This window comes from Paenibacillus sp. DMB5 (genome assembly GCF_001517085.1).
Classification (GTDB): domain Bacteria; phylum Bacillota; class Bacilli; order Paenibacillales; family Paenibacillaceae; genus Paenibacillus_AQ.
On sequence record NZ_LRAC01000121.1, the window covers coordinates 37474 to 55793 of the forward strand.

The 18320-nt window shown below is 54.3% G+C and carries 14 protein-coding genes and 2 pseudogenes; 13 read left to right on the forward strand and 3 right to left on the reverse strand.

Annotation, left to right across the window (positions count from 1 at the left end; genetic code table 11):
* Positions 1-9 precede the first annotated feature (9 nt).
* The 8 genes and pseudogenes from AWJ19_RS14225 (at position 10) to AWJ19_RS14260 (ending at position 8514) form a co-directional block, all read left to right on the forward strand.
* Positions 10-1673: pseudogene (locus AWJ19_RS14225) on the forward strand (ATPase, T2SS/T4P/T4SS family).
* A 19-nt stretch (positions 1674-1692) separates the two neighbouring features.
* A complete protein-coding gene (locus AWJ19_RS14230) occupies positions 1693-2742 on the forward strand; it encodes a type IV pilus twitching motility protein PilT (protein WP_082707891.1) in 1050 nt (349 codons plus the stop codon).
* Complete coding sequence (locus AWJ19_RS14235) at positions 2742-3947, forward strand: type II secretion system F family protein (RefSeq protein ID WP_068724678.1); 1206 nt, start codon at positions 2742-2744, stop codon at positions 3945-3947. Before AWJ19_RS14230 ends, AWJ19_RS14235 begins: the two co-directional genes overlap by 1 nt.
* A 186-nt stretch (positions 3948-4133) precedes the next feature.
* On the forward strand, positions 4134-4619 hold the full coding sequence (locus AWJ19_RS14240) for a prepilin-type N-terminal cleavage/methylation domain-containing protein (protein ID WP_068724680.1): 486 nt from the start codon (positions 4134-4136) through the stop codon (positions 4617-4619).
* A 77-nt stretch (positions 4620-4696) separates the two neighbouring features.
* Positions 4697-5446, forward strand: a complete 750-nt coding sequence (locus AWJ19_RS14245) for an A24 family peptidase (protein ID WP_068724682.1) — start codon at positions 4697-4699, stop codon at positions 5444-5446.
* Positions 5447-5461: 15 nt separating this feature from the next.
* On the forward strand, positions 5462-7105 hold the full coding sequence (gene pilM / locus AWJ19_RS14250; RefSeq protein ID WP_068724684.1) for a pilus assembly protein PilM: 1644 nt from the start codon (positions 5462-5464) through the stop codon (positions 7103-7105).
* Entirely contained in the window at positions 7092-7691 is a 600-nt protein-coding gene (pilO, locus tag AWJ19_RS14255; RefSeq protein ID WP_068724686.1) for a type 4a pilus biogenesis protein PilO, read from the forward strand. The genes pilM and pilO overlap by 14 nt, the downstream gene beginning before the upstream one ends.
* A gap of 220 nt (positions 7692-7911) precedes the next feature.
* Positions 7912-8514: a DL-endopeptidase inhibitor IseA family protein gene (locus tag AWJ19_RS14260; RefSeq protein ID WP_068724688.1), complete on the forward strand. Its 603-nt coding sequence runs from the start codon at positions 7912-7914 to the stop codon at positions 8512-8514.
* Between the two features lie 64 nt (positions 8515-8578).
* Here AWJ19_RS14260 and AWJ19_RS14265 read toward each other — a convergent pair whose 3' ends face one another.
* Positions 8579-10009 carry a VanW family protein gene (locus AWJ19_RS14265; protein WP_068724689.1) on the reverse strand — a complete coding sequence of 477 codons (1431 nt, stop codon included), beginning with the start codon at positions 10007-10009 and terminating at the stop codon, positions 8579-8581.
* Between the two features lie 346 nt (positions 10010-10355).
* Between AWJ19_RS14265 and ftsE the strand changes: the two are divergent.
* The 5 genes and pseudogenes from ftsE to AWJ19_RS14290 all read left to right on the forward strand — a co-directional run bounded on the left by ftsE (position 10356) and on the right by AWJ19_RS14290 (position 16308).
* Positions 10356-11040: pseudogene (gene ftsE, locus AWJ19_RS14270) on the forward strand (cell division ATP-binding protein FtsE).
* Positions 11030-11944: a permease-like cell division protein FtsX gene (ftsX, locus tag AWJ19_RS14275; RefSeq protein WP_068724691.1), complete on the forward strand. Its 915-nt coding sequence runs from the start codon at positions 11030-11032 to the stop codon at positions 11942-11944. The pseudogene ftsE and the gene ftsX overlap by 11 nt, the downstream one beginning before the upstream one ends.
* Positions 11945-12005: 61 nt before the next feature.
* Entirely contained in the window at positions 12006-13304 is a 1299-nt protein-coding gene (locus AWJ19_RS14280; RefSeq protein WP_068724692.1) for a M23 family metallopeptidase, read from the forward strand.
* A gap of 113 nt (positions 13305-13417) precedes the next feature.
* Positions 13418-14887 carry a S41 family peptidase gene (locus AWJ19_RS14285; RefSeq protein ID WP_068724768.1) on the forward strand — a complete coding sequence of 490 codons (1470 nt, stop codon included), beginning with the start codon at positions 13418-13420 and terminating at the stop codon, positions 14885-14887.
* A 65-nt stretch (positions 14888-14952) separates the two neighbouring features.
* On the forward strand, positions 14953-16308 hold the full coding sequence (locus AWJ19_RS14290; protein ID WP_157890013.1) for a PDZ domain-containing protein: 1356 nt from the start codon (positions 14953-14955) through the stop codon (positions 16306-16308).
* Positions 16309-16428: 120 nt separating this feature from the next.
* Here the strand turns inward: AWJ19_RS14290 and AWJ19_RS14295 are convergent, their stop codons facing one another.
* Together AWJ19_RS14295 and AWJ19_RS14300 are read right to left on the reverse strand one after the other, a co-directional pair.
* On the reverse strand, positions 16429-17097 hold the full coding sequence (locus tag AWJ19_RS14295; protein WP_068724693.1) for a response regulator transcription factor: 669 nt from the start codon (positions 17095-17097) through the stop codon (positions 16429-16431).
* 51 nt (positions 17098-17148) lie between these two features.
* Complete coding sequence (locus tag AWJ19_RS14300) at positions 17149-18306, reverse strand: histidine kinase (RefSeq protein WP_157890012.1); 1158 nt, start codon at positions 18304-18306, stop codon at positions 17149-17151.
* Between the last annotated feature and the right edge of the window lie 14 nt (positions 18307-18320).

Sequence of the window (18320 nt, forward strand, 5' to 3'; positions counted from 1 at the left end):
GAAAAGGGTATGGCTATCATGAAAAAAAGGCTGGGCGATTTGCTGGTCGAAAACGGAATTATCTCTCAGGAGCAGCTTGAAGAAGCCCTGGTGGAACAACGCAAATCCAAGCGCAAACTGGGCGATCTGCTGATCACCCAGGGCTATATTACCGAGCAGCAGCTTATTGAGGTCCTTGAGTTCCAGCTTGGAATTCCCCATGTCAGCCTGTTCAAGTATCAGATCGATCCGGCCATCACGCAGATCATTCCTGAGAGCATGGCCAAGCGTTATCAGGTGCTCCCGTTCATGAAAGAGGGCAGCAAGCTGATGGTGGCGATGGCCGACCCGCTCGATTATTTTGCGATTGAGGATCTGCGCATGAGCACCGGCTTCCGCATCGAGCCTGCGATTTCCAGCCGGGACGAGCTGACCCGGGCGATTGCCCGCCACTACGGCATGCGGGATTCGATGAGCCAGATGATGGTGGAGCTGCCCTCACAGGAAGAGATCGAAGAAACCGAAATCACGGATGAGGATTCGCCGATTGTAAGGCTTGTGAACCAGATGATTCAGCAGGCTGTTTCGCTGAGGGCATCAGATATCCATGTGGACCCGGGTGAAAATAACCTGTCCATCCGTTACCGGATTGACGGTACGCTGCGTACAGAGCGGATTATCCCCAAGCAGATGCAGGGGTTCATCACGCCAGACTCAAGATTATGGCCAAGCTTAATATCGCCGAGCGGCGGCTTCCGCAGGACGGCCGGATCAAGATGCAGTTCGATTACAAAATGGTCGACATCCGCGTATCCTCGCTGCCGACGATGCACGGCGAGAAGATTGTACTCCGGCTGCTTGATCTGAGCACCGGTGTGAAGACGGTCGACAGTCTGGGATTCAGCGACTGGAATGCCGGGGCTTTTCAGGACATGATCAGCAAGCCTTACGGCATTATCCTGATTACCGGGCCTACAGGGAGCGGTAAATCCACTACCCTGTATGCTGCACTTAATCAGCTGAATACCGAAAGCGCCAATATCATCACTATTGAAGATCCGGTGGAGTATCAGCTTGAAGGAGTTAATCAGGTACACGTGAATCCGGCGATCGGCCTGACCTTTGCAGCCGGGCTGCGCTCGATTCTGCGGCAGGACCCTAACATTGTTATGGTAGGGGAAATCCGTGATACCGATACTGCTGAAATTGCTGTGCGGGCCTCGCTTACCGGGCATCTGGTATTGTCTACGCTGCATACAAATGATGCGGTCAGTACGATTCTGCGGTTGCGGGATATGGGCGTAGAGCCCTATCTGATCGCCTCCTCGCTGCTGGGGGTAGTTGCCCAGCGTCTGGTCCGCAAAATCTGCCCGGATTGCCGGGAAGAGCATGCGCCGACCGAGCAGGAATCGATCATGCTGCGCCGGTACGGCCTGCCAGACCGGGTTATCTACCGCGGCAGAGGCTGCGGCAGCTGTAATAATACCGGCTTCAGAGGCCGGATTGCGATTCACGAGGTATTGACCATTAACGATCATCTGCGCCAGATGATCACCGAATCGGCATCCATTGAAGAGCTCCGTGCTGCAGGTAAGGCGCAGGGTATGGTGCATCTGATGGAGGATGGATTCCTCAAAGTCTCCAAAGGCATAACCACCCTGCAGGAGGTTATGCGCGAGACGGTATCGCATTAGAGTTTAGGGGGAGACAAAAGTGCCAGCCTTTTCATGGGATATTGTTCAATTGCTATATATGGCCTTTGCTTCCAAGGCGTCAGACTTGCATATTTCTGTAGGGTCATCTCCGGTCATGCGGATTGACGGAAAGCTAAAGCCGCTGGAAGGTGAAAGAGTTAGTGCTGAGGAAGCAGCCTATATGGCCGATTTGCTGTTGGGGAGTGAGAGAAGCGTAGAGTTCCGCAATAAAGGGGAATTCGACTTTTCTTATCCGCTGGGTGACGGGGTAAGATATCGCGTGAATGTATACCGGCAGCGCGGTCAGGTCAGCATTGCAGCACGTTCCATACCGGCTCAGATTCCCAACATGGAGCAGTTGTCACTGCCGGGTGTGTTATCCAGCCTGGCAATGAAGCCTCAAGGACTGATTCTGGTCACCGGGCCTACAGGGAGCGGCAAATCGTCAACCCTCGCTGCCATGCTGAACTATATTAACCGGACTGCCAGCAAGCATATCGTAACACTGGAAGATCCGATAGAGTTTCTGCATAGCCACGGAACCTGCCTGATTGATCAGCGGGAAGTGGGCAGTGATACCGGCAGCTTCGCCAGCGGGTTAAGGGCAGTGCTCCGTCAGGACCCGGATGTTATCCTGGTTGGGGAAATGCGTGATCTGGAGACGATTTCGGCCGCGGTTACAGCGGCTGAGACGGGCCATCTGGTCATGGCTACTCTGCATACAACCGATGCGCCGCAGACGATTGACCGGATTATCGACACGTTTCCGGGGCATCAGCAGGGGCAGATCCGTTCCCAGCTGGCATCGGTGCTGTTGGCGGTTCTTTCGCAGCGGTTGTTTCCGCGGGCTGGCGGCAAGGGAAGATTGTGTTCGACCGAGCTGCTGATTAATACACCGGCAGTGGCCAACATGATCCGGACCGAAAAGACGCATCAGCTCAAAAATGTCATGCAGACTAGCCGTGCGCTCGGCATGCATACCCTTGAGATGAACATCCGCGAGCAGCTGCAGCTGGGGCTGATTGAGCCTGAAGCGGCCAGAGGTTATCTCACGGAGGTGAGCGGCTGATGCCCCAATTCGAGTATCAGGTCCGGACCAATGCGGGCAAGCAGCTCAAGGGCAAGCTGACAGCTTCAGATAAAGGATCGGCGATGGAGGAGCTGCGCAAACGGGGGCTGACCGTCTTCTCCCTGGTCGAACAGAAGTCTTCCATCCTGTCGATGGAAATCTACATCGGTAATCCGGTGAAGACCATTCATTTCATTATCTATTGCCGGCAGTTTGCCACCTTAATGCGGGCTGGAGTATCTATTGTGGATGCTACAAGAATTCTGGCAGAGCAGACAGAGAGCAAGCCGCTCAGCAAAGCGCTGCAGGATGTTAATTCCAGCCTGTTGCGCGGGGTAGCCTTGTCACAGGCGATTCAGGATCATAAGAAGATTTTTCCCCCGCTGTTCATCAGCATGATCCGGGCCGGGGAAGAATCGGGTGATCTGGAAGGGACGCTTGAGCGGCTGGCGGTTTATTTTGAGAAGCAGCATACCACTACAGAAAAGATTAAGTCAGCACTGACTTATCCGGTGACTGTTGCGGTAATGGCAGTAGCGGCTGTTGTCTATCTGCTGTGGGCTATTGTGCCGCAGTTTGTCAGTATGTTCGAATCCATGAATGCCGAGCTGCCGGCAATAACCAAGATGGTATTGGCGCTCAGCAAAAGCATTCAGGGACAATGGTATATATGGCTGATCGTTATTATTCTGCTTGCGGCTGGTTTTATGATCGCTAAACGGACTGAGAAGGGCGCTTACGCGCTTGATTATGCCAAGCTCAAAATTCCTGTATTCGGCAAATTGAATCAGAAGGGTTCCATCGCACAGTTTACGCGGACCTTTTCGTCGCTCTATGCGAGCTCGGTTCCTATTCTCCAGGCCTTGTCCATTGTGGAGGAGGTTGCCGGAAACAAGGTGATCGGCGGATATATCCGCAGTGCTGCGGACTCCCTTAGACAGGGGAAGCCGCTCTCGGAGCCGCTCAAGAAAGCATGGGTGTTCCCGCCACTGGTTACGCAGATGATTGCCATCGGTGAAGAGACCGGGGCGCTAGATCAGATGCTCTCCAAGGTAGCGGACTTTTACGAGATGGACGTAGAGAATACGGTTGACCGGCTGAAGTCGCTGCTGGAGCCTTTACTTATAGCTTTTTTAGCGGGTGTAGTAGGTGTGATTGTAGCAGCAATTATGCTGCCGATGTTCAGTCTGTACAGTAATATGTGAGCCATGTGCTCCTTGCATAGATTGAGAGGGGTGACGCCAGGCAGGCGGACCGGGAGCAGAAGCAGGCTCCAGAGCCTGCTGGAATAGGACAAGTACATTGGATAACAGCAACAGGACAGCTGGGAGCTACACAGATAACGGAGTATCGGTCTTATTCAATAACATCAATTATGAGGGGGAAACATCATGTTGGCACAGGCAATTCGCAAGAAGCTGGGCAAGGCGGGTAAAGAGGAAAAGGGGTTTACGCTGATTGAGTTATTGGCGGTTATTGTTATTTTGGGGATTATTGCTGTGATTGCTATTCCTATGATAACTAGACTTATAAGTAACACTGGAGACAAAGCCGATTTGGCCACAGCTCGACAAGTTTATGAAGCGTCTCGCTTATATGTAACGACAGAACTTAATGGCAATGCTGGCACTAAGACTATTACACTTGAAGGAGCCGATGGTTTGATAGCATTGGGGTATTTGGAGAGTGGAATTCTATTGCCAAGTAATAAACAACCAATTACTGCCGGTACAGTATATTATTCTGGAGGAGTATTATCTAATACAACAGTCTCCGGTGCAGCGACAGGCCCGGCTATAACTTTGGTGACCACTGGTAAGACAAGAAGTTATTCTAAGAATCAAATAGCTACCACTGAAATTTCTCCTACTCCATAAAACTGATACAAATACTCCTAAGGAATCGGAATTCCCGATTCCTTTTTTAAAATCCACAGAACAGGAACCCACATCCCATGACCATTGTTATCGCAGTATACATCACGCTTGTCGGCCTGATTCTGGGCTCCTTCTATAATGTAGTAGCGCTGCGGGTGCCGGCGGGGGAGTCGCTGGTGCGGCCGCCGTCGCACTGTACCAGCTGCGGGACACGGCTGAAGGCACGGGATCTGCTGCCGGTGGCAAGCTACATTCTAGCCGGAGGCAAGTGCCGGCACTGCGGGGCAAAGGTGTCACCGCTATATATGCTGGGTGAGGCGGCAACGGGGCTTCTGTTCTTATGGATTTATCTGCAGTTTGGCCTATCCGGCCAAGCGTTTACCGGCTTTGTGCTCGTCAGTCTGGCCGTGATCGTGACCATAGCTGACCTGAAATACATGCTGATCCCGAACAAGGTGCTGCTGTTTTTTCTGCCGCTGCTTCTGGTGCTGGTGCTGCTGTTTCCGCAAGGGCCGCTATGGTCTCATTTGCTGGGTGGCGCTGCCGGCGGTGTTATTGTACTGGGGCTGGCACTGCTCGGGGGTATGGGCATGGGGGATATGAAGCTGTTCGCGCTGCTGGGCTTGGTGGTCGGCTTTCCCAATGTTATTTTGGCGTTTATGATAGCTTGTGCACTGGGAACGATTGCCGGTGTGGTGCTGATGCTGCTGGGGAAGGTGAAGCGCAGACAGCCTGTTCCGTTTGGACCGTGGCTGGCGGCCGGATCACTGATTGCATTCGCTTACGGTTCACAACTTATCAGCGGTTATCTCGCGCTCATCCGTTAGGAGGAACTTTATAGCATGTTTGGAATAGGTAACAAAGCGGCCGGAGTCTCCATTGAGCAGACGGGTATCCGCTATATCAGCTTCAAGAATAATCAGGCGAAGCAAGTCCATAAAAAAAGGTTCATGCCGCTGCTGCCGGGAATGATTGTAGAGAATCAGGTGGCTGACAGCGAGGCGCTGCTGGACCGGCTGAAACAATGGGTGAAGACCAAGGGGCTCCGCGGCAGCGCAGTGAACCTGTCGATCCCCCCTTCACAGATGATCATCCGCAAAATGACGATTCCGAGTACGGCGGAGAAGCAGATCGAACAGCTGGTGAAGCTGGAGGTGGAAACCGGGCTGCACCTGCCCTTCGAGAATCCGGTGTACGATTATGTCATTACCGGGCAGAGTGAGAACGAGAGCCAGCTGATTATTTTTGCTGCGCCACGCAAGGTTGTTCAGGACTACGTGGATGTGCTGGAAGATGCCGGCCTGAAAATCAAAAGCGTCGAGGTTTCGGCTACCGCGCTGGCACGCAGTATTGTTGCCGGCTACGGGCACTCTTTTAATGAAACGATGCTGATTCATCTCGAGCAGTCGCTACTCGATATTTATATGTTCCGCAGCGGAAATCCGGTGTTTATGCGGACGATCAATCTGGTGGATCTGGGCCGGCCGCAGCCGTTGCCGCTCGATTTAAGCAAAGAGCAGCCGTTTGCCGCTGAAGCCGAGGCGGAAGCTGCTGCTGCGTCAGCCTCCCAGGATCACTTGTCCGCTGAGCAGATCGTGGAAATTACAGCAGAAATCTCACGCATGCTGAGCTTTTACCAGTACAGCTTACATGACGGCTCAACGCGGATAACGGAGCTGCTGATTACAGGCGCACCTGATATGCGCAGAGAGCTGCAGCAGGAGCTGCAGGCGGCGCTGCCGGAGCTTGCTATTGCCCCGATTGCCGTTGACCAGTTCTCGGCAGGCGTGAAGCCGGACAATAGCCTCAATGATTACCGGGTGGCTGCCGGGGCGGCGCTGCGCGATCCCAAGCTGCGCAATATTAATCTGCTGCCGCGTGAGGACCGCGAGACCATTGTATTTCCGTATCTGGCAGTCACTCTTGCAGCCGTCTGGGTGCTGGGCGCTGTCGGAACAGGGATTCTATACGCTTCTGTCCGCGGAGAGTATGATGAGCAGCGTGCACAAATGCAGAGTGTCCAGGAACAAAATGCAGCTCTGCAGCTTGAGCTTGCCAGCCTGAACAATAGCGGAGCCGCAAGCGGCAGCTTTGACCGGGCGGCGATCATTGCAGCTTTGTCTGCTAGCCGGGTGAACGCCGCGGCTGTGCTTAATGAGCTGCAGTCGAAGCTGCCTTATGCCGCTGCAATCCGTGAGATCAGCTTTTCGTTCCGCGGAGATCTGCTGCTGACCGTGAACTTTACAGATATGGTGCACAGCGGAGCGTACCTGACTTCCCTCCGGGGCATGCCGTTCGCACGTGAAGTGGCCATTGAAAAGTTAACCGAAGGCGGAGCAGGCACTGGAATAGGCGGCAGTGTATCCAATCTGATTAAATACACAGCAGTATACCGTGTGAATATGGCACCTGAAGCCTTAGAGCCGTCAGCGGCGGATGTGCAGGCTGCTGCGGAGGAAGGAGCGGATATCAGTGGAACAGATTAACAAGTACCGTTCGCCGATTGTGATGGGAATGCTCATCCTGTTTCTGATTCTGTTTGCCTTTTACATGCTGGCGATTCGTCCGGTAAGCAGTGATATAGCAATGCAAGAGAGTGAGCTTTCTTTGCTGGACCGGGAAAGATCGGTGCTGGAGAACAAGATTAATGAGCTCAAAGGCGCTGGAGACAGCCTGAGTGCAGATGAAGAGACGGCGCTGGCCGCTATTCCGTCCGGCGACGGCAGTGAGGCGCTGATCAATGATCTGAAGGCTATCGGCGACAGCTCGCATGCCAGATTGAAGGACATCGGCTTCTCGCTGACAGGCACAAGTACAGCAAGTACCTGGGCGGGAGTAGCGGCAGCCTCTGCAGCCGGACTGCAGGAGATCAAGATGACGGCTATCATTGAAGGCGGATATGCCGAGATCCATGAGTGGCTGAAGCAGCTGAATAAGATGCCAAGACTGGTAACAGTCGATTCCTTTGCTTTTCAGCAGCCATATGAATTTCCAACGGCACAAAATCCGGGCAGCATCCTGACGGCAAATGTGGCTTTTACGGCTTATTATCAGGCTGATTCCCCCGAATAATCACCAGGCTCATAGCAGCAAATAAATGGTGTATGCACACTCCGTTTTCCCTTTCCGGGAAAGCGGAGTTTTTTTGCGCGGAAAGGTGGTAAATCCGTTTTCATTATTAGAAGGAATGGGTATTTTAGCTTACAGGCTGCCGTAAGGTATACAGTAGTGAACGCAGCAATGGAATGTAACACACTCTACAATGAAGCAGAATAAAGAGGAGGAACTTAGGATGAATAAAAAGTGGATGATCGGTACGCTGGCCTTGTCGCTCGGTCTGGTTTCGGCGGGAAGCGGGGCGCTGGCGGCTACGCCGACAGTAGGAAATACAACAGTCAAGACAGTAGCAGCCTCTCTGCCTGGCAAAGAGGGTCCTGCGACGATCAACAATCTAACGGTCAAAAGCATCATTCCGCTGGTTGTCCATGCCAAAAAGCTGTACACCTACTCCAATGCGGGCGGTAATACCCATGGTATGGAGACCTTTATGTACAACGGAACGGAATATCGCTACCTTTCCAGTGATCTCGGCAGCAGACAGCAGCTGATGAATTACATAAAAAGAGGCTTTACGCATAACGCGGCTGCTTTTTATGCACAGACTCAATTTATTGAAGTGAATGGAAGAATGGCGCAGATTAATGAGGATATCGGTAACCAGCTGCAGTATGATAAAGCCACCGCAGTAATGGTCTCCAAAACAGCAACCACGGCTGTATTCGAGCTCAGTGTACCTCAGCCTAACGGGCAGGGGGATAATGCTGATGTAGTAGTCAAACTGAAAAAAGTGAACGGCTACTGGAGAATTGATATGTCGCCGGATACTTTATTCTAAGGCAGAGTTATATAGTAGCATCCAAAAAGACGGTCAGAGCTGATTCTGACGTCTTTTGCAGTTGTTATTCATTGCTGCGCACGCCGTCTTCAACCAGAGGCCTTTTTACAGGTTCAGGTTGGACAGCCTTGCTCATGCCGCCCCGGTTAATGGCGATTACCTGCTTCTGGGCCGGATAGACATCACGCGACAGCTTTGTTTTCTCCACCGCTTTGCCATCTACATAACGCGTAATATATGTTTCGACTACATATCCGACCTTGCCGCTCTGGAGCATGCGTGTGCCTCCGCGGGGCAGTGAGGAATCACTGACATATCTGGCCGCAGGCTGCAGGATTTCGACGGTCTGGGACTGAACGGTATAATATACGTTTTTCGGGAAAGTGCCAAACAGCTTCACGGTCAAGGTCCGGCCTTCAACAGCCGCCTTGATGATCAGGTATTTACCGGTATTGTTGCGGAACCGGAAGTTAATATAACCCTGGGCAAAGGTAGCATCCTGGCCCTTGGGCAGATAGTTGACCGGCAGGGAATGATTGCGCCGTTCCACAATCTCGAGACCGGCCCTGAGGGCTGCATTGTAGAGGGTGCTGGATACCTGGCAGATGCCCCCGCCTGTGCCGGGCTGCAGCTTGCCGTTGACAATAACCGGTGCTTCACGGAGGCCGGATTCCCGCTGGGCTTTTTCAATCGCCTTGCCGTAATCAAATACAGCATCCGGCGGCAGGATTGTGCCGTTCACCGCCTTGGCGGCGGCCTCAACATTAAAGGTGCGCCCCGGTCCGCTTAAGCCCAGTGAGGTGCTAAATTGCGTGATTTTTCGTTCGATTCCCTGATCCTGAAGAGCTTTTAAGGTAATAGAAGGCTCTTTAACAGTTAAAGGCACCTCCAGGGTAATATTCTTACCGGGCAATATGTCCGGGCTGCCCAGCTTTGTTGGCAGAGCAGCCCGCAGGGCGAGCTCCAGCCCGTGCCAGTCCACTTCATATGAGGTAGTCTCTTTGGTGTAAACCACCCGGTCATCTTCAGTAATGCGCCGGGTTGCGTCAACCGGAATGCCGAAGGATTCGTTTTCCCAGGCAGGGCTTAAGCTCGTTTGCAGATGTTCAATTTCCAGATGAATACCAAGATCCCAGCTGGCGGCAAAACGGCGGCGGGCTTTGGCCCGCTCGAGCATGTTGCCTTCGGACAATGCCCTTAGGCCCTGAAGGAAGCTGTCGGCTTCATAGGCCACTCCGGCCTCCTGCAGGCTGACGGTCAACTCCGTGTTGGCTCCTGCCTTGAGAATCAGGAGGAGGGCTTCGAGCATTTGCAGCCGGTCCGTCAGCCCGCTGCGGACTTCGGCTATGTCCAGGCCGCCGATATCCCAGCCCGCCAGCCGGGTGCCCTTGGGCACGGTCTGCTGGCCCGCATATAAATGAAGCCCGCCGGCCAGCAGGGAGCCGGTCAGAAGCAGTGCGATAGCTGCAATAAGGGCGAGGTGGATTTTTTTCATCAGAAGATCTCCTTCGGGGCGGCATATTTGCGCAGGGCAGCAGCGCAGGCCAAGGTTACAGACTTACGGAACATGTTTTCCAGCTGATATATAGAGGTAGGACAATGGCTGGCAGGATTTTCTCAGCAGAGGCTCGAATGTATTACAAAGGAAGTGCAGCCCGTCATGTGAGGGCCTGTTTTATGTATATGAGCGTGTCCGCGAAAACTTTCGGGGTACTCATTTGGTTACAGATTTGTTACAATAGATAAGCCTGTGATAATGGGCAGTTATGTAAAATTCAGCGGTTTGGTGTCGAACCTGACGGCCGGCTGGAGGAATATGACAAAATCGGGAAGTGATAACTTTGATCGAAATGCAGGATGTATGGAAGACATACCCCAACGGGACCCATGCTCTACAGGGAATATCCGTGAAGATCGACCGCAACGAATTCGTGTATGTCGTCGGACCGTCCGGCGCGAAAATCAACGTTCATGAAACTAATTTATAGAGAAGAGACGCCCACCAAAGGCCAGATTTCAGTAGGCGGGTTCAATATCGGCAAGCTGAAGCCGCGTAAAATTCCCTATGTAAGACGCAATATCGGCGTAGTGTTTCAGGATTTCCGGTTGCTGCCGAGGCTGACGGCCTACGAGAATGTCGCCTTTGCAATGGATGTCATTGAAGCCCCCAAGAAAATTATCAAGAAGCGTGTCAACGAGGTGCTTGATCTGGTGGGACTGCGAAGCAAGGCGAACCGTGAACCCTCCCAGCTCTCAGGCGGAGAGCAGCAGCGGATTGCGATTGCCCGGGCGATTGTCAACAATCCGTCGGTCATTATTGCGGACGAGCCTACCGGCAACCTGGACCCGGAGACCTCCTGGGGCATTATGCAGCTGCTGGACGAAATTAATTTTCGCGGCACAACCATTGTAATGGCTACCCACAACAGGGATATTGTTAATAAAATGCGCAAACGGGTGCTGGCAATCGAGCATGGCAACATTGTCAGAGACCAGGTGAGAGGGGAATACGGTTATGAGTTTTAAAACCTTCTTGCGCCATATGCGGGAAGGCTTCAAAAATGTATTCCGCAACGGCTGGATGTCGGTGGCCTCCATCACATCTATCGTCGTCTCCCTATTCGTGCTCGGTGTCTTTATTCTGCTTGTACTCAATGTAAATTCCATCGCCGACAAGGCGGACAGCCAGGTGCAGATCAATGTGCATCTGACGCTTAATACTGACCAGAAGATGCGGGAAACCCTGCAGAACGAAATCGGCAGCATGCCGGAAGTCAGCAAGGTAGAGTTTGTATCCAAGGAGCAGGGGCTGATCGAGTTCCGTGAGGATATGGGACCGGATGCAGCCGAGCTGCTGGAAGGCTTTGACGAAGATAATAACCCGCTGCCGGACAAGCTGCTGGTTGAAGTGATCGAACCGACCACAGTCCCGTTTGTAGCAGATAAGATAGAAGCACTAAACAAAACGCATGACGAGCAGCCGATATATAAAGTGAACTACGGTAAAGGCTCAGTAGAGACGCTGTTCAAGATTACGCGCGCTGTGCGCAATATAGGTTTTGTTTTTGTGGCGGGACTGGCCTTGATGTCCATGTTCCTGATCTCCAATACGATTCGTGTAACCATTCTTGCCCGCCGCAAGGAGATTGGCATTATGAAGCTGGTAGGGGCGACAAACGCTTTTATCCGCTGGCCGTTTTTTGTGGAAGGGGCACTGATCGGGCTGATCGGCTCACTTGTGACTTCCGGGGTTCTGTATATTGGTTACAGCAGTCTGACCCGTTCCGTACAGGGAGACCCGATGCTGGGGCTGCAGATGATCCCGTTCAATGAAATCTGGGTGCTGCTCTGCGGTCTGCTGGTGGGGCTGGGGATGCTGATCGGAATTTGGGGAAGTACCGTGTCGATCCGCAAGTTTTTGAAGGTGTAAGTACCGTTACTGACATGAAATGACATTATAAATTACGGAGTAAAAGGATGGGGAGTGCGAGTTGAAGAAGATTGCCGCCGGAATAGCCGTAGCACTGCTGGCTGTCACTTTAGTAGGACCCTCTGACGGATATGCCAAAAAGACAACTGTAGCTGAAATAGATCAGCAGCTGAAGAAGCTGCAGCAAGAGGTACAAGCGGCCAAGGCCGCGCAGGAGAAGGCGGCTTCCCGCTCTCAGGAGGCGCAGCACTATAAGAACAAAACGACACAGAACCTCGAGTATGTACTGGCTCAGATCGAGCAGGTAAAAGGTGAAATGACAACCATTTCCGGTAAAATCGCCAGCACCGAGGAGTCGCTGAATGTAACGGCAACCGAGCTTAGTGAAGCAGAGGAGCGGATTGCTTCGCGTGAAAAGCTGCTGGAATCCCGCGTCCGGCTGATGTATACCGATGGGGCAGTCTCCTATCTTGACGTTCTGCTGTCTTCGACCAGCTTCTCGGATTTCCTGGATCGGGCCGATTCCCTCAAAATGATCGTAGACCAGGATCAGGATCTGCTGGAGCAGCACAAGCTGGATAAAGAGACTGTGGTAGCAAAGAAGATCGAGCTGGAAGGGCAGTATGCCAATGCCAAGCAGCTGTACACCGAACTGGAGGATCAGCGCAGCATCCTCAAAGAGAAGGAAGCAGAGAAGCAGGAGCTTATCGCCCATTATGATGAAGAGATTCTTGTTTCAGGCGAAATCTCCGAGGAGCAGGAAGCTAAGCTGGTGCAATTGGCCAGCGAGCGTTCCGCACTCGAAACGCAGAAGGACAAGCTGAAGGCAGAAGAAGCAGCACGCAAGGCAGCGGCGGCCAAAGCAGAAGCGGCGCGCAGAGCGGCAGCCGCAGCGGCCAAAGCGAAAGCGAGGGCCTCCAGCAGTGTCAGCAGCGAGAGCTCCTCCTCGGAATATGCAGGCGGCAACGGTCCGTTCCTCATGCCGGTAGGTTCGGCCCGGATCTCCTCGGGATACGGGAAGCGGACGCATCCGGTGACGGGCGAGGTCGGCAAAATGCATACCGGCGTTGACTTTGCAGTTCCGCAGGGCACCAGCATCCATGCTGCTGATTCCGGAACAGTGCTGGTTGCCGAATGGTGGAGCGGTTACGGATACTGCGTCATTATCGACCACGGCGGCGGCGTGTGGACCTTGTACGGCCATATCCGCGAGGGGGGCCTCAGAGTATCCGCCGGGGATAAGGTAGACAGAGGCCAGGTAATTGCCGAGTCCGGCTCGACCGGCCGCTCCACAGGACCGCATCTTCATTTCGAAGTCCGGGTAGACGGCAAGACTGTTGATCCGATGCCATACCTGTAATTTTGAGGACCAATAAATATTAATCCGCCCAGCGGCATATACTGGAAGAGATACCGTCCTTTCTGGACGGATGCAGGCTTGATGAGATGAACAGAAGGGACGGTGGGAACATCATGTTAAAGAAAAGCACGGCGGTCTTTATGATCGTCGCTGCACTGCTCTGCGGCAGTCTTCTAACCCTGGGCGTAACCGGTTATATGCAGGTTGTCGGACAAGCTGCGGGGGAAGGGGTTGCGGCTGTTCTGCAGACGGGAAGCGGTCTGCAGGATAAGGAATCGCAGAAGCTGGGTACCGCGCTTAACCTGATTGAAGATAACTATTACGATACAGTAGACCGGGACAAGCTGATTGACGGTGCTGTCAACGGTATGATGGAAGCACTCGGCGACCCTTATTCCAATTATATGGGCAAGGAAACAGCAGAGAAGTTTGAAGAGAGCATTGAAGGCTCTTTCTCCGGAATCGGTGCAGAGGTATCCTCGGATAACGGCAAGGTAGTCGTTGTTTCACCGATCAAGGGGGCACCGGCCGAAAAAGCCGGAATCCAGGCTAAGGATATCATCCTGTCCGTTAACGGCGAAACGCTGGACGGGCTGGAGTTGAATGATGCAGTCGCCAAAATCCGCGGGCCTAAGGGCAGCAAGGCAACGCTCAAGGTACAGCGTACCGGATCAGCGGAGCCGCTGGAATTTGTGATTACCCGTGACGATGTGAAGCTGGAGACCGTCTATGCCACTATGGAGAAAGACGGAATCGGTGTAATTGAAGTGACCCAGTTCTCCATGAATACCGCTGAACGGTTCAAGGAAGAGCTGGACAATCTGGAGAAGCAGGGCATGAAAGGGCTTGTCATCGATGTACGGAATGATCCGGGCGGTGTACTGCAGCGGGTTATCGAGATGGCAGAGCAGTTTGTGCCTGCAGGCAAAACCATTGTTCAGGTAGAGAACAAGGATAAATCGCGCGAGGTCAGCACCTCCAAGGGCTCCAGCAAGGATTATCCCGTTGTCGTGCTGATGAACAAGGGAAGCGCCAGCGCCTCGGAGATTCTGGCCGGAGCACTGCAGCAATCAGCCGGAGCCAAGCTGATCGGGGAGCATTCCTTCGGCAAGGGAACGGTGCAGACCAGCTTCGAAAAGGAGCTGGGAGACGGCAGTCTGCTGAAGATTACGATCGCCAAGTGGCTGACACCGGACGGCACCTGGATTCACGGGAAAGGGATTGAGCCGGACATTGCGGTAGCCCAGCCGGACTATTTCTCGGTGGCGCCGATTAACAAGAGTGTAACACTGCAATACAATATGAACAGCTCGGATGTGAAGAGCGCCCAGACGATGCTGGACGGACTTGGCTACAAGCCGGGACGCAAGGACGGATATTTCGACGCTGGGACGAAGGAAGCAGTGAAGAAATTCCAGAGCGCGTCCAAGCTGCAGACAACCGGCGCCATCGATGCCAAAACCGCGGAAGCGCTGGAGCTGGCTCTGATCAAGGTCATTCAGGACCCGGCCAATGACAATCAGCGCAACCGGGGAATCGAAGAGGTACGGAAGGAAATCCAGAAAGCCGCGTCGAACAAGTAGGAAGGCTGAATTCAGCCTTCTTTTTTTGAAGCGAGTAGAAGGAGTGTGACGACAGTTTGAATGAGATGCTAGAACTGCTTACAAGCTTGGGCACAGCGGTCATACATCTGCTGATTCAGCCTTATTATTATATTGCCCTTCTATTTATTGTCCTCTATTACCGCAGACAGGTCGCGCTGGAGCGCAAGCTGATTCATGTGAAGCAGCATAGCTGGGGCCTTGAAACATGGCGGACGGTGTGGAGCGGTTTGGTGATGGGGCTGCTCGTTTCATTAGCGGCGGTTGCATTAGGCATTTCGCTGCCCCCTGACGCTGTAATCTGCATCTGGATTGTCAGCCTGGTCCTGATGTTCTTCCGCGTACGCTTTCTGTGTTTTGCCTACTCTATCGGGCTACTCGGTGTTTTACAGTTTATTTTCTCCTTCTTCCCTGATGCATTGCAGGCTGGAACAGCCGGGCGGCTGGTAACCGCACTTCGGGAGATGGACATCCCGGCGCTGCTCGTGCTCGCCGGGCTGCTGCATCTCGCGGAAGCGCTGCTCGCGCGCTGGCAGGGCGCGCGGCTGGCGTCCCCGCTCTTCCTGGAAGGCAAGCGCGGCAAGGTCGTCGGCGGCTACCAGCTGGAGGCCTTCTGGCCGCTGCCGCTGTTCCTGCTGGTTCCCTCTGCCGCGGGAACCGGGGATCTGCCCTGGCAGCCGCTGCTCGGCGGCGGGCTTGGGCTGGTGTCGCTGCCGGTAATCATCGGCTTCAGCGAGATGACCCAGAGCCTGCTGCCGGCGCGCAAGGCAGCCCGCACCGCAGGCCGGCTGCTGGCGTACAGCGTTGTCCTCCTGGGCGTAAGCCTGCTGGCTTCCGTCTGGAGTCCGCTGACGCTGGTTGCGGCGCTGCTCGCACTTCTCCTGCACGAAGGCCTGAACTGGTACAGCGCTCTGGAAGAGCGCAGCACCAGCCCCATGTTCGTGCATCCCCCGGCCGGCCGCAAGGTGCTGGCCGTCCTGCCGGGCAGCCCGGCTGAGGAGCTGGGCATCCTGCCGGGCGAAGTGCTGTTGAAGGTCAACGGGGTCCTGTTGACCGAAGCGGCGCAGCTGCATGATGCGCTGCGCATGAACCCGGCATACTGCAAGCTGGAGGTGCAGAACCGGGAAGGGGAGAGCAAATATCTGCAGCGTCCGATCTACGCCGGGGACCATCACCAGCTCGGCATGATCCTAGTGCCGGACCCGGATGAGGCTGTTACTGCAGCTGCGAAGCCCACCGGCATCTTCGGCATCATCGGGATGAAGACAGGAACCCGCACCCGCCGCAGAGGGATCACCCCGGCCGGACTGAAACGGGCCAAATCGGCCGACGATCAGCCAGCCTCCAGTAAGGAGAAGGTGCAGCCAGCCAATACCGTTAATACAGAGACACTGGATGCCTGACCAGACAGATTTCCAGCCGGCTAAAATTCGCATATAACAAAAGGCCAGCCTCCCGCTGAAATTGCGGGGGCTGGCCTTATCTTGTTATAGCATACCCATGCCTGGCGCAGGTGATGTCAATCACCCCTGCTGCTGCCGGCTCTTCAAATAAAAAATTGCAATCTGCGTGCGGTCACGCAGGCCAAGCTTGCTGAGGATGTCGGTGATGTAGTTCTTGACGGTGCCCTCGCTCAGGAACAGCTTGGCGGCGATCTCCTTATTGGTCAGCCCCTCCGAAATAGAGGCAACGATGCCTTGCTCCGCCTTGGTCAGGCCGTAGGATTCCAGTGACGGATGCTCCCGCACAGGCAGCGCCGCGGGAGCTGCGGACTGGAGAAATCCCGCCATTTTTCGGGCAATATCGGGGTGGATCAGCATGCTGCCCTGATGTACCGTTTTGATTCCCTGAATAATCCGGTCCGGCGGAATATTCTTCAGCAGATACCCGCTGGCCCCGCCCCTCAGCGCCTCAATGATGTATTCATCATCATCAAAGGTGGTCAGCATCAGGACGGATACATGCGGAAAAGCCGCCTTGATCCGGCGTGTCCCCTCAACCCCGTCGCAGCCCGGCATCCGGATATCCATCAGGACGACATCGGCAACAGGGGTCAGCCCCTGCAGCAGCGTCAGCGCTTCGGCGCCGTCACCTGCGCAGCCGGCTACTTCAATCTCCGCATCCAGGCCGACCAGTACCTTGAGGCTCTCGCGGATGAAAGGATCGTCGTCTACAATTACAACTTTAATCATACAGAAAGCTCACCTCGGTTTGGATTGGGTGTAATGTATCTATTCATGATATCATTTAAAATCACCCTGCCGGTAAACAGGCAGTCTTGTAACAACAGTGAACGGTGCTCCGGCGCGCACTTCCAGCGTTCCCCCTACAAGGCTGGTACGCTCGTTCATTCCCTTCATCCCCATTCCGCCGCCTGCGTGAAGCCTGCGCAGCTGATCCTCCTCCGGCAGCAGCCCGTTATTGCCGACCTCCATAACAACCTCACGCTCGCTATAGAATACAGAGATCCAGACAACCGTCGCTTTTCCGTGCCGCAAAGCATTGGTTAATGCCTCCCGGGCATTTTTGTAGAGTACCACCTGCATGCTCGGATAGAGCGGATAGGCATATCCCTCCACCTGGTATGAGGTTTCTATGCCGGTATCCCGGCCGGTCTCCTCCAGCAGCCGGTCCAGGGCGTAGGCTCCCTCAAGCTGGGGCGCATGGTTAACCTGCCGCAGGGCAGTCCGCATATCGTCCATGCTGGCGGCGAGCTGGTCACGGATCTGGCCCATCATGGCCATGCCTGCTTCAGGTGAACCCGGCAGGGTATGGATGGCCGCCTCGACCATCATTTTGACCCGGATCAGGCGGTGGCCGATATCATCATGCAGCTGCCGCGAGATTCTTACCCGCTCCTCTGCCTGCGCCGCGTTCTCCACCTGGGAAGCGAACTGCAGCAGCCGGCCGCGGGCCTCGTCCAGCTCAAAATGCTTTTTGCGCAGCTCGTCATACAGGAACAAGGTATCTTCCCGGCCGCGTCCCGCCCGGCGCAGCAGCTCGTTTAGCCCGGCGGCCAGCAGGAAGGTGAAATTCATATAGATCAGTTCCTGAAGGGCTGAAGGGCTGAAGGCGGCGTTCAGCACGCCCAGATGTAGAAAGGTCAGCAGGACAGGCAACGCTTTGGGCTGGAGCCGGGAATAGCAGAGCAGCGCCGAGACTGCCGGAAAAATCATCAGCAGCCCGTACTCCCGGCACATCCAGGCACTGTACAGCAGTTCAAGAGTAACGGCCAGAGCAGGGAAAGGCTTCGGCAGCCGTGCGCCGGCAGTGGCCAGCAGCAGCTGCATCAGAACATAGAAGGTGAACAAGCCGTAGTCCGGATAATCATAGACATATACGGAGAGCACGGCCGGAATAATGAGCAGGCCGTAACGGAGGATACGCAGTTCTCTGGTCAAGTCATTCATCCTTT